Below are 12516 nucleotides of genomic sequence, written 5' to 3'. Positions count from 1 at the left end.
CGGCGGATCCGCATCCGGCCCGCACGGGACGGCCCGCGCGGCGCGGCCCTCCCCACGGCCTCCCGCGGGGAGGGCCCGCCGGTGGAACGGCCCGGCGGGCGGGGCGCGGGGTGGAGCGGACGCGTGGGGCCGGGCGATCGCGCCCGCGACTGTCTCTAAGCTCTGGGGTGTGGCGAAATACTTCGACGTGCATCCGGACAGCCCGCAGCCCCGGCTGATCGGCCAGGTGGCCGATCTCCTGCGGGCGGACGGACTGATCGCGTATCCGACGGACTCCGGCTACGCGCTGGGGTGCCGAATGGGAAACAAGGAGGGGATCGACCGGATCAGGGAGATCCGCGATCTCGGTAGCGACCACCACTTCACCCTGGTGTGCCGGGATTTCGCGCAGTTCGGCCAGTTCGTTCATGTGAGCAATGCGCAGTTCCGCTCGGTCAAGGCGGCGACCCCCGGCGGTTACACGTTCATCCTGCCCGGGACCAAGGAGGTGCCGCGGCGGTTGCTGCACCCCCGGAAGAAGACGGTCGGCGTCCGGATCCCCGATCACGTCGTCGTGCAGGCGCTGCTGGCCGAGCTCGGCGAGCCGCTGGTGTCGAGCACCCTGCTGCTGCCCGACGAGGCCGAGTCCCTGACCCAGGGCTGGGAGATCAAGGAGCGGCTCGACCACGTGGTGGACGCCGTCGTCGACTCCGGTGAGTGCGGTGCCACCCCGACGACGGTCGTCGACCTCTCGCAGGACGAGCCGGAGATCCTCCGCCGAGGCACCGGGGACCCGTCCCTCTTCGAGTAGGATCCCGGCGCCGTCCACGTGGTGGCGGGCGCCCGGTGACGGCGCCCGGGGCCGGCCGCCGCGCTGCGGCCGCCGCCTCCTCGGCCGGTGCCCGAGGGCGGCGGATCCCGCCGCCGGTCGGGTGATTCCGGCTCCGCCGAGCCGCCTGCGACGAGCGGTCCGCTCATCGGGCGCTTTAAGGTGATCTCATGCCTGCCACGCTGAGTTCCACGAAGACCCGAACGGCACTGCGTTCCTCGGCCCGCATCTCCCTGGAACTGCTCCTGGTCCTGCTGATGGCCGCCGTGGTGCTGTGGGCGCTGGGCTGGACGTGGTCGGTGACGTGGCCGGTGATCGTCGCGCTGCTGATGACCACGCTGACCTGGCCGCCCACCCGCTTCCTGCGCCGGCGCGGATGGCGCCCGGCCCTGGCCGCGTCGGTCGTGACCGTGCTCTTCCTCATCGTGGCGGCGGGCATCGCGGTGCTGATCGCCGTGCCGGTCGCGTCCCAGTCCGGCGAACTCACCAAGGGCGTGGTCGACGGCATCCAGCAGCTGCGGCAATGGGCCGCCGGTCCGCCGTTGAACATCGGCGAGGACCAGCTCGCCAAGGGACTCGACACGGCGGTGGCCCGCATCCAGGACAGCGTCGGTGGCATCGTCAACGCCGCCGTCACCGGCGTGGGCACGGTGCTCAACGGCGTCGTCACCACGGTCCTGGCCCTCTTCCTGATGTTCTTCTTCCTGAAGGACGGTCCCAGGTTCCTGCCCTGGCTGGCCCGCCAGCTGCCCGGCCGGCTCGCAGCCGATGTGCCGGCCGTCGCCGCGCGCGGCTGGGACACCCTGGGGGCGTTCGTCCGGTCGCAGGCCTTCGTCGGCCTGCTGGACGCCGTCTTCATCGGACTGGGCCTGTGGATCGTCGGCGTGCCCCTGGTGCTTCCGCTGGCCGTGCTGACGTTCGTGGCGGCGTTCGTGCCGATCGTCGGAGCCCTCTTCGCCGGCTTCGTGGCCGTGCTCATCGCCCTGGTGTCCAACGGCCTGACCGACGCGCTCATCGTGCTGGCGATCATCGTCGTGGTGCAGCAGCTCGAGGGCAACGTCTTCCAGCCCATGGTGCAGAGCCGCGGCCTGGGCCTGCACGCGGCCGTGGTCCTGCTCGCCGTCACGCTCGGCGGCAGCCTGGCGGGCATCGTCGGCAGCCTGCTCGCGGTTCCGGCCGCCGCGCTGGTCGCCGTGCTCTGGGGCTACCTGCGCGAGCAGCTCGCCGAGCCGGAAGTGGATGAGCGGGGCCGGGAGCCCGGAGCGGATGAGCCGGGCCGGGAGCCGGAGGCGGGCGAGCAGCTCGCCGAGCCGGAAGTGGATGAGCGGGGTCGGAAGCCCGGAGCGGATGAGCCGGGCCGGGAGCCGGGAGCGGGCGAACCGGGCAGCGGCTCGGCGCCGGCATAGGGCGCGCGGGTGGTGATCCTGTGCTGCGGGGCGCGCGAGCACGTGTGACCGGGTTCACCGGCATCGCGGTCCGGGACCGGTGACGGTCCGAGACCGGGGGCCGTCGGGTCCGGCGGCCCCCGGTCCGGGTGTTCGGCGGCGGGCGGCGCTCACGGCGCCGATGCCGGGTGCGCCGCCCGCCGGGTCCGGCGATGCCGGTTCCTGACGGACGGCGGGAGCGCGCTGCCACGGGATTCGGGCCGGTGCTCCGGTCTCCGCCCCGGAGAGCCCGTCAGCCGGCGTAGGTCTCGAACTCGGCGACCTTCGGCGCGCCGGTCGAGCCGGTGATCTCGAAGGTGAGCTTGCGCACCGAGGTCCGGGCGAAGGAGATGACGCCCGCTCCGCTGCCGGAGGTCAGGACGGCGCCGGTGTCGCCGTTGAGGACCCTCCAGGTCTTGATGCCGCCCGCGGAGCCCGAGGCCTCGCGAATGTTGATCTTGGAAACCGAGGTGGCGGAGCCCCACTTGATCGAGATGGAACCGGTCGAACCGGCCGGCGACCAGTAGGTGCTCATGGAGCCGTCCCGCACGTTGCCGTAGCTCGTCCCGTCGGCCTTGCTGGAGCCGTCGGAGCCGGCCCCGATGCTGAGGTTGGTCCCGCTGGGCTGGGTGGGCGTCGGAGTGGCGGAGGTGGTCGGGGTCGGGGTCGGCGTCGGGGTGGTGGAGGTGGTCGGAGTCGGCGTCGGGGTCGGGGACTGCGGCGAGCAGCTGCCGTTCGACACCTTCAGCCCCTTGTTGGCGCCCGCCGTCTGGCTCACGATGCTCGGCACGCAGCCGGCCGCGTCGAGGCTGTAGGAGTAGGGGATGCTGACGGTGGTGTTGGACTGGGGGTCGGGACCGGCGGGCTTGTTGTCCCCGCTGGGGCTGGACCAGGTCACGTTGTCGAAGATGTTGCCGCTGACCTGCCAGTAACCGGCCGCGTCGGTGTAGAAGGTGCCCAGGACGTCCTTGGAATTCTTGAAGTAGTTGTTGTCCACCTTGGCGCGGGCCCCGGCCCGGGAGTTGATGCCGGACTCGTTGAGGCTCACGTAGTGGTTGTTGTAGATGTGGGCGATGCCGCCGCGGAGCAGGGGCGTACGGGAGTCGATGTTCTCGTACAGGTTGTGGTGGTACGTGATGAAGCCGTTCGACAGGTCGCTCTCACTGGACCCGACGAGGCCGCCGCGGCCGGAGTTGCGCAGGGTGCTGTAGGACAGGGTCACGTACTGGGTGTTGCCCTTCATGTCGAAGAGGCCGTCGAAGCCCTCCGACTCCCCGCCCGACGCCTCCAGGCTGACGTGGTCGACCCAGACGTTGCGGACCGTGCTCTCCATGCCGATGGCGTCGCCGCCGTTGGACGTGGGCGAGCCCGACTTCTTGACGTTCCGGACGGTCACGTTCTGGATGATGATGTTGCTGGAGTCGCGAATGTGGATGCCCACCTGGTCGAAGACGGCTCCGCTGCCGACCCCGACGATCGTGACGTTGCTGATCTGCTTGAGCTCGATCACGCCGGCGGCGGTGCTGCAGCTGTCACCCGACACCTTGGCGGTGTTGCCGTGGTTGATGGTCCCCTCGACCTGGATGATGATCGGGGTGCTGCTGCTGGCCCGGTTGCACAGGGCCGCGTGGATCGCGGTCCCCGTGGTGGCCCGCACCGTCTGCCCGCCCGCGCCGCCGGTGGTCCCGCCGTTCTGGGACGCGTAACCGGTGGCGCCGCCGGCCGCCGCCGACGCCGCGGGTGCGGACAGGGCCACACCGGTCGTGGCCGCGACGGCCGTCGTGGCCAGTGCAGCGTAGAGTCGCAGTGCGACTGGTCGCCTCATTCTCATCGTGCCTTTCGTCTTCGGATATCGGGTGCCACAGCTGAATTCCGTTGAATTCCGTGGTCGTGCCGGGGCCGGCGACCTGTCGCCGGGCAGGTCGTCGGCGGGCAGGGATGTGAGTGCTCTTCTCGACGGGGACCGGGCCGGTGGTTCCACCGGGACCCGGACCTCCGGGGTCGCCGGTGCCGGTCGCGGGATCGCCGCGACCGTGTTCCGCCGCCGTGAGGCCGTGCCGCCGACCGGCGTCGGCGGCACCACCTGCGCGGCGGCCGCCGGGACCGGCGGCGTGACGGTCGTTCGTTACAGGGAGTCGTCGTCGTTGTAACCGCGACGGATGGCGCGATACGTCTTCGTCATGGCGTGCATCCTTCGTTCCCTGGTGCGTCGGCATCCCGGGGAGGCCTCCGCGCCGGATCGATTGCGGTTCATGCGCGAAGCCGCCGCGGGTGCCGCGGCATCGCCTTCACCGGAACGATCCCTGCAAGTTAGGAAAGCGTTTTCCGTCCGCGAGAATAGGCGGGCATCCGTCGCGTTGGCAAGACTGCGGACACCGGAAGTTCATCCGTCCAGCTCGAGCGGCATGCCGATGTTCCCTGAGGATGAAACCAGGCCGTTCACGTGCCGGTCGCCGCTCGCACGGGCGGTGACCGGCGGCGGAACCGGACCGTCTGTCCCCGCCGTCTCCCGCCTAGCACGCGGCGGCACGGACGGGAAGAGCGGCGACCGGCATGAGCGGGACCGCAATGGGGATCGAACGGGGATGTGGATGCGAGCAGTGGCACAGGGCCTGATGGCAGGAGCCGCGGGAGCGGCCGCCATGACGCTGGCCGAGAAGCTGGAGCAACGCCTGACCGGCCGTCCCGACTCCTACGTTCCGGCCAGGGTCCTGGAACGGCTGGCCGGCCTGCCGGAGTCCCGGGGGCGGCGACCGCGCACGCTGAACTGGATGATGCACGCCGGACAGGGCTGCCTGCTGGGCGCGCTGCGCGGAGTGATGGCGAACGCCGGGCTACGCGGGCCGTGGGCGTCGGGGATGTTCTTCACCGTACGGCTCACCAACGACCAGATCCTGGAGAACGCCACCGGAGTCGGCGCTCCGCCGTGGACCTGGCCGCGCCGGGAACTCCTGGTCGACCTGGCGCACAAGGCCGTCTACGCCTTCGCCACCGGAGCCGTCGCCGACCGGCTGGCCGCCCGGCGGGGCCCGGGACCGGGACAGGTGCACGCCGGTCAGCGGCCGGGACGGGTCGGTGACGTGGCACCACCGCCCCGCACCGTGACGTCGGCGACGGCGCGGTGAGGGCCGCCGGATGACGGGACCGACGTGGAACTCCTCCTCGGCGCCGACGGTGATCGGTCTCCCGAGATCCGCCGTCTCACCCGCTCCACGGGTCTTCTCGATCAGCGGGTATCCGGCGGGGACTCCGGCCGGACGGCCGGATGGTTTCGTGCCGGGGGTCGCGGGCAGGCGACAGGCCATGCCCATCGCGGATCACACACTCCTGCTGCTGTTCGAAGGCTACGGCTGGCTGCCCGACCAGCGGCGGCGCGCCTCCGGCGAGGTCGTGCACACCCGGGTGGCGGGTCAGCGCGCCGTGGGGCTGTGCGGGCCGGACGCGGCGCGGTTCTTCTACGACGAGGACCACGTCGAGCGGCGCACGGCCCTGCCCGGCCCCGTCAAGAGCACCCTGTTCGGCCACGGGGCGGTCCACACCCTGGACGGCTCCGACCACCGGGTGCGCAAGGCGATGTTCATGTCGCTGATGACCGACGAGGGCATCGCCGACCTCGTCGGCCGCACCACGACGGCCTGGGACGAGGCGGTCGCCTCCTGGGCCGACGGGCGGCGGATCGTGCTCTTCGACGAGGCCGCCCGCGTCATCACCCGGGCGGTGTGCCGGTGGGCCGGCGTCCCCCTGGACGACACCGACGTGCCGGCCGCGGCATCGGACCTGGTGGCGCTGGTCGACGGGTTCGGCACCGCGGGGCCCCGGCACTGGCGGGCCCGGCGGGCCCGCGCGCGCCGCGAGGCGTGGCTGGGCGGCCTCGTGCGGGACGTGCGCGGCGGTGCGGCCACCGCGCCGCCGGACTCGGCGCTCGACGTCGTCGCCCGCCACCGTGACACCGGCGGTGAGCTGCTCGACCCCCGCGTGGCGGCGGTGGAACTGCTCAACATCGTGCGCCCGACGGTCGCCGTGTCCTGGTTCGTCGCGTTCGCCGCCCACGCCCTGCACCGGTGGCCGCGGCACCGCGCGCCGCTGCGCGAGGGCGACGAGGTCTTCACCGAGGCCTTCGTGCACGAGGTCCGCCGCTTCTACCCGTTCGCCCCGCTGGTGGGCGGCCGGGCGGTCGGAGACCTGTCCTGGCGGGGGGAGCGCATCCCCGCCGGCGCGCTGGTGCTGCTCGACGTCTACGGCCAGAACCACGACCCCCGGCTCTGGGAGGACCCCTACGCCTTCGACCCGGGGCGCTTCATCGGCCGGGAGATCGGCGAGTTCGACCTGATCCCGCAGGGCGGCGGGGACCCGCGCACCGGCCACCGCTGCCCCGGCGAGGCCATCACCGTCGCGCTGCTCAAGGCCCTGGTGGTGCGACTGGCCCGGCTGGACTACGACGTCCCCGGCCAGGACCTGAGCATCTCCCTGCGGCGCATCCCCGCCCGCCCGGCCAGCGGCTTCGTCATGGCCTCCGTACGGCCCTCCGTACGGCCCGCTGTGCGCAGGCCCGTGCCCTCCCCGCAGCGCTGACGTACCGTTCAGGCGTCCGGTACGGCGTGGCCGGGACCGGAGAAGGCGGCCTGGCCGCAGCGCTCCGGGGCGCGCCGCCTCCTCCGCCGGGCGCCGGCGGAAAGGAAGCCGAATCCTCGACTCCAAGGTGCTCAGGGCGCGCGTCCGCCCGCCGATGGACCCCGCGGAGGACACCCCGATGCGTGCCCGGCGGCGACGCCCGGCGCACCGGGCGCGCCGTCCGCCCCTGCCGGGTCCGATGCCGGGCGGAGACGGCCGCGGCGATGCCTCCCACCCCGTGAGAATCCGAGTGAGGAAGCGTCACCGTGCTGCGAGACCCCGACATGCTGCGTGCGCTGCGGCACCACAACTACCGCATGTGGGCCGGCGCGAACTTCATGTCGATGATCGGAGGCTGGACCCAGGTCATGGGAGTCAACTGGCTCCTGCTGTCGGCCTCCGGCTCGGCCACCAGCCTGGGCCTCGGCCTGTTCCTGCAGTCGGCGCCGGGCCTGCTGCTCACCTTCGCCGGCGGGTCCCTGGCCGACCGCCTGCCCGCCCGGCCGCTGGTGGCGGCCGGGCACACCCTGCACGGACTGCTCGCCGTGGCGCTGGCGGTGCTGGTCTTCACCGGCGTGGACAGCCTCTGGCCCGTCTACGCGATGGCCCTCCTCGGCGGGACGCTGTCCTACCTGTACTTCCCCGCGCTGGGGCGCTTCGGCGCGGAGACGGTCGGCCCCGGCGACCTGCCGGGCGCGCTGGCCCTCGGCGCGGTGGTCACCTCCGTCGGGCGCGTCCTGGGCATGGGCCTGGCCGGCGTCCTCATCCCGCTCGCCGGCACCGGCGGGCTGTTCGTGATCGACGCGCTGAGCTTCGCCGCGGTCGTGACGGCGATCTGCCTCATGCGCGGGGACGAGCTGCATCCGCTGCCGCGCGCCGCCGCACAGGACTCCGGCACCGCGGCCGGGCTGCGCTACATCGGCCGGACCCGGTGGCTGCTCGTCCTGCTCGTCTTCACGTTCGTGCTGGGTGCCTTGAGCCGTAACTACCAGGTCACCATGACCGCGATGAGCCAGGGGCCGCTGCAGGCCGGCGCCGCCGGGTACGGGATCCTGTCCGTCGTCTTCGGCGCCGGCGCCGTCCTGGGCGGTCTGTACGTCGTCTCCCGGCACCGGTCCACGTTCCCCGTCGTGTTCGCCGCCGCGGCGCTCACCGCGGTCGGCCAGGCGGTCGGCGGCGTCATGCCGGGCCTGCCGTCCTTCGCCGCGGTGCTGCTGCCCGTCGCCGCGACCGCGGTGGTCCTCGACACCGCGGTGGGCGCCCGCCTCCAGCTCGGCACCGACCCGCAGATGCGGGGCCGCGTGCTGGCCGCGCAGTCACTGGTCACGGGGGCGGCCGCAATGGTCGGGGGGCCGCTGCTGGGCGCGCTGTGCGACGCCCTGGGTCCGCGCACGGCCCTCCTCGGAGCGGGACTGGCCGCCACGGCGGCGGTGGGCCTGGCCGCGGTGGCGCTGGCCCGCGCACTCGGTCACCGGCTCGGCGTCCCCGCCGTCACGGCGCTCACCGCCGGGTTCATCCCGCGGGGAGGTCCCCGGCGGCCGCGGCGGACGGCGCCGGTACGGCCCGCCCGGTCGCGTGCGGCCCGCCGCGTCCGGGCCCCGGGACCGTCGCGCCACCGGATGCGCAGGGCGGGGGCCGGCACCGCGAGGACGCGATCCCGCCGCATTTCCTGATCGTCTGGTAAAGCGGCGGATCGTCGCGGTGAGGACCGGCGCGTGCGTGCCTAGCATCGCCGCCATGACGGTGGACGACGATCACGGTGATCAGCGCGGTGACGAGGCGGTGCACCGGTTCCTGCGCGAGTACCGCGAGGAGTTCCTGCGCGAGCTCGGCGACTGGGTGCGCATCGCCTCGGTCTCCTCGATGCCCGAGCACGGGATGGACCTGCTGCGCTCGGCCAACTGGCTGACCGGCCGGCTGCGCGAGATCGGTTTCCCCTCCGTGGAGCTGTGGCAGACCCGGGACGGCCTGCCCGCGGTCCACGCCGCCTGGTGCGCCGCGCCCGGCGCGCCGACCGTGCTCGTCTACAGCCACCACGACGTGCGCGCCGTGCACGCCGACACCTGGGGCGAGTCGCTGCCGTTCGAGCCGCAGGTGCGCGACGGCAGGATCTACGGCCGCGGCGCCTCCGACGCCAAGGGGCAGGTGCTGGCCCACCTGTGGGGGCTGCGCGCCTACCTGGCGGCGAGCGGCCGTGACGCGCCGCCGGTCAACCTCAAACTGCTCGTCGAGGGCGAGGAGGAGATCGGCTCCCCGCACCTGGCCGAGCTGCTGGACGACCACCGCGACGAGCTCGCCGCCGACCTGGTCGTGCTGTCGGACACGCTGCTGTGGTCGCTGGAGGCCCCGGCGCTGTGCACCGGACTGCGCGGCATGCTCAGCGCCAAGCTGCAGGTGTTCGGGCCCTACCGGGACGTGCACAGCGGTGCCGTCTCCGGGGCCGCGCCCAACCCGTGCGCCGAGCTGTGCAAGCTGGTGGCGCAGCTCTACGACGAGCGGGGGAGGGTGACGCTGCCCGGCTTCTACGACCGGGTGGCGGAGCTGCCGCCCGACGAGCGGGAGCAGATCAACGCCCTGCCCTACAGCGACGCCGACTGGCTGGAGCGCACCGAGACCCGCTCGGTCGGCGGCGAGGACGGCTACAGCGTGCTGGAGCGGGTCTGGACCCGTCCGGCGGTGGAGATCCTCGCCTTCATCGGCGGCGACCCGGTGGGCGCCTCCCGCGGCGCGATCCCGTCGGTGGCCTCGGTGGACATGAACCTGCGCCTGGTGCCGGAACAGAAGGTCGCCGAGGCCGCCGAGCAGCTGAAGGCCTGGGTGGCCGAGCGCATCAGTGACAAGGTCGACTACGAGCTGAGCATCTCGCTGGAGGCCGCCCAGGAGCCGTACCGCACCCCGCCGGAGCACCCGGCGCTGGAGGCGCTGGGCCGGGCGATGGAACGGGGGTTCGGCGTCCCGGTGGCCGGGCAGATGCGCAACGGCGGCGGCGGTCCCGCCGAGCTGCTCTCCACGGCACTGGACGCGCCGGTCGTCCTCTTCGGGACCGGTCTGCCGACCGACCGCTGGCACGACAGCGACGAGCGGGCCGAGATCGACGCGCTGCTCAAGGGCGCGGCCACGCTGGCGTTCCTCTGGCCCGAGCTCGCCGGAGCCCTGCCGCAGCCATCGTGACCGCCGCGCAGGCGCGCTCCGGCACCGTGGCGGCGGGCATCACAGGTCCGGCGACGACCGGGCCCGCGGGGCGCGGAAGAGCGCGAGGGTCTCGGGGAGCTGCGAGTGGAGCGGGCCGGGCAGGGCGTCCGGGGCGAACCAGCCGAGCCCGTCGAACTTGTGCGGTTCCCCGATCGCGACGGCCGAGGGGTCGACGCGGACCGCGAAGACGACCGCCACCCAGTGGGAGGGCGGGTCCCGCCGGACGACGTTGCGGACCCCGATCTGCTCCACCTCCAGCGCCTCGGCGGAGTACTCCTCGCGGACCTCACGGGCGACGGCGGCCTCGAAGGACTCGCCGTACTCCAGCGCGCCCGCCCCGCAGTCCCAGGCACCGGGCTCGTCCCGCGCACCGGGACCCCGGCGGGCCAGCAGGATCCGGCCGCGGCCGTCGTGGCAGACGAACACGCAGGAGACGGAGGGACCCGCAGGCCGTCCGGCGCCGCGCGCCGGTCCCGCCGCGGCGCTTCCATCCGCGGCGCTTCCGGAGGTGGGACGGACGGCGTCCGCGGGGGCGTGCGAGGGCGGGGCGAGGGCCCCCCTGACGAGGCCGCGGGCGATCGCGGCCGCGGCCAGGCCGCCGTCCAGGACGAGCCGCCGCAGCTCCGCCTCGAACGCGAAGACCCGGCGGAAGAGGTCGCCGTAGCGGCGCTGCTCGTCCGGGGCCAGGCGCGGCACCTGGGCCCGGCGCGGGTCGAAGCGGGCCGCACCCGACTGCGTGCCGGACGCCGAGGGGGCGGGCAGGGTCCGCAGGAAGCCCGCCAGGAAGAACGGGTCGAGCCGGTCGGGATCCGGGCGCAGGAGGGTGAGCCGCGGACCGAGGAGCAGCCCGGACTCCTCGACCACCCGGGCCGCCAGGCCGCCGCTCCGGGCGGCGACCACCACGTCCCCCGGTTCGATCCTGGTTCGCTCCGCGGGCTGCGTGAGCGCTTCGGCCCGGCCGCCGTCGAACACCTGCCGGTCGGTCAGGACGGGGTCTCCCGAGCCGTCGATCTCGAAGCGCCCGGCCTGGTGCAGCGAGAGCGCCCCGATCCGCTCCAGCTCCGACAAGGTGACGGCCGGCATCTCCCGGCCCGGGCCGGGGACGGCCTCGGGGACCGATGCGGCGAGCCGTTCGAACCGCGCGGTGAGGCGTTCGCGGAAGGCGGGGTAGCCCTCCGCCGAGACCTGGTCCGCCGCTCCCAGACGGCGGGAGGGGGTGACGTCGACGTCCTCGTCGATCAGGTCGATGATCGGCACCGTACGGCTCTCGCCGGGCCGGTCGAGCTCGGCGTCCGGGTCCGCCCGGAACGCGTGCCACGACTCGGCGACCGCGTCGAAGTTCCCCGGGTCGGCCTCGGCCAGCAGCACGCGTGACGGGGTACGGCCCTCGCCCGCGGGTCTGCGCAGCACCCAGACGTGCACGGGCAGCCCGGTGCCGGTGGCCATCCTCGGCGGCAGGCCGATCACGGCCTGCAGCGCCCCGCGCCGCAGCAGGTTGCTGCGGATGCGGCGGCCGGAGCGGCGGGAGGCGGCGATCGCGGGCATCAGCAGCACCGCGACGCCGCCCGGTTCCAGGTGGGCGAGCGCGTGCTGCACCCAGGCGAGTTCGGACTCGGTCTTGGGGGGCAGGCCGTACTCCCAGCGCGGGTCGCCCGTCAGCTCCTCGTATCCCCAGTTGCGCTCGTTGAACGGCGGATGGCACACGACGGCGTCGACGGCCACGCCGGGCCAGGCGTCCCGCCGGAGGGAGTCGCCCGCCCTGACCTCGCCGTCCGCCCCGGTCAGGGCCAGGCGCGACTGCGCCAGCCGGGCGAGGGCGGGGTCGCTCTCCTGGCCGTAGGCGCGCTCCACCCCGGATGTTCCCGACACCCCGGACGTTCCCGACGCCCCGGACGTCGCCGTCGCCCCGGACCCCTCCGGCGGTCCGCACACCGCGGCCAGGAGGACGCCGAGGCCGCAGGCCGGATCGAGGACCGAGCGCGGTCCCGGACCGGCCAGCCGGGCCATGAACTCCGCGACCTCGGCCGGGGTCTCGACCAGGCGCCGGGAGTGCACGTCGGCGTAACGGTCGAGGAGGAACCGGACGGCGTGGTCGGCGCCCTGCTCCGCGGCGTACCGCCCGATGAGCCTCCACGCGACGGGCGGGACGAGACGGGCCTCTCCCTCGCCGCGCAGGATCTCCGTGACCTCCGCGACGACCTCGCCGAGGCGCAGGTCGTCGGCGGCGGTCCGGATCTGCTGCCAGGCGCGCTCGCGCAGCGGCAGCTCCTGGACCTTGCCCTGCGCGAGCAGCCACGCCTCGACGGCCTGGAGGGAGAAGGCCGGGCTGGTCGCCGTACCTCCCACGGGTTCGGGGAAGTCCTCGTGCCGCCGCCGCCAGTTGCTCACGGCCGCGCGGCCGACCCCTGCCATCCGTGCGATGTCGGCCGCGGTGACGGTCGCCTCATCGCCTGGCATCGCCGACCCCCATCGTCTCTTCCC

The 12516-nt window shown here is 73.9% G+C and carries 9 protein-coding genes; 7 read left to right on the top strand and 2 right to left on the bottom strand.

From position 1 onward, the window contains the following. Positions 1-169 precede the first annotated feature (169 nt). Together HS048_RS22580 and HS048_RS22575 are read left to right on the top strand one after the other, a co-directional pair. Positions 170-790: an L-threonylcarbamoyladenylate synthase gene (locus HS048_RS22580; RefSeq protein ID WP_068897306.1), complete on the top strand. Its 621-nt coding sequence runs from the start codon at positions 170-172 to the stop codon at positions 788-790. A 188-nt stretch (positions 791-978) separates the two neighbouring features. Further along, entirely contained in the window at positions 979-2214 is a 1236-nt protein-coding gene (locus tag HS048_RS22575) for an AI-2E family transporter (RefSeq protein WP_196468578.1), read from the top strand. Between the two features lie 271 nt (positions 2215-2485). Here the strand turns inward: HS048_RS22575 and HS048_RS22570 are convergent, their stop codons facing one another. Then, positions 2486-4057 carry a polysaccharide lyase family 1 protein gene (locus HS048_RS22570; protein WP_196468577.1) on the bottom strand — a complete coding sequence of 524 codons (1572 nt, stop codon included), beginning with the start codon at positions 4055-4057 and terminating at the stop codon, positions 2486-2488. Positions 4058-4172: 115 nt separating this feature from the next. Between HS048_RS22570 and HS048_RS22565 the strand changes: the two genes are divergently transcribed. The 5 genes from HS048_RS22565 (at position 4173) to HS048_RS22545 (ending at position 10014) form a co-directional block, all read left to right on the top strand. Beyond that, positions 4173-4382 carry a hypothetical protein gene (locus HS048_RS22565; RefSeq protein WP_196468576.1) on the top strand — a complete coding sequence of 70 codons (210 nt, stop codon included), beginning with the start codon at positions 4173-4175 and terminating at the stop codon, positions 4380-4382. 441 nt (positions 4383-4823) lie between these two features. Further along, complete coding sequence (locus tag HS048_RS22560; RefSeq protein WP_196468575.1) at positions 4824-5357, top strand: hypothetical protein; 534 nt, start codon at positions 4824-4826, stop codon at positions 5355-5357. 178 nt (positions 5358-5535) lie between these two features. Next, a complete protein-coding gene (locus tag HS048_RS22555; protein ID WP_196468574.1) occupies positions 5536-6804 on the top strand; it encodes a cytochrome P450 in 1269 nt (422 codons plus the stop codon). Between the two features lie 305 nt (positions 6805-7109). Continuing rightward, entirely contained in the window at positions 7110-8516 is a 1407-nt protein-coding gene (locus HS048_RS22550; RefSeq protein ID WP_196468573.1) for an MFS transporter, read from the top strand. Positions 8517-8580: 64 nt separating this feature from the next. Further along, on the top strand, positions 8581-10014 hold the full coding sequence (locus HS048_RS22545) for a M20/M25/M40 family metallo-hydrolase (RefSeq protein ID WP_196468572.1): 1434 nt from the start codon (positions 8581-8583) through the stop codon (positions 10012-10014). Positions 10015-10053: 39 nt separating this feature from the next. Here HS048_RS22545 and HS048_RS22540 read toward each other — a convergent pair whose 3' ends face one another. Further along, on the bottom strand, positions 10054-12492 hold the full coding sequence (locus HS048_RS22540) for an N-6 DNA methylase (RefSeq protein WP_230881835.1): 2439 nt from the start codon (positions 12490-12492) through the stop codon (positions 10054-10056). Positions 12493-12516: the final 24 nt, after the last annotated feature.

Origin of the sequence: Planomonospora sp. ID91781 (assembly GCF_015711595.1) — a bacterium.
GTDB classification, from domain to species: domain Bacteria; phylum Actinomycetota; class Actinomycetes; order Streptosporangiales; family Streptosporangiaceae; genus Planomonospora; species Planomonospora parontospora.
The sequence above is the reverse complement of the archived record's forward strand: the minus strand, read 5'-3'. Positions and strand labels throughout refer to the sequence as shown.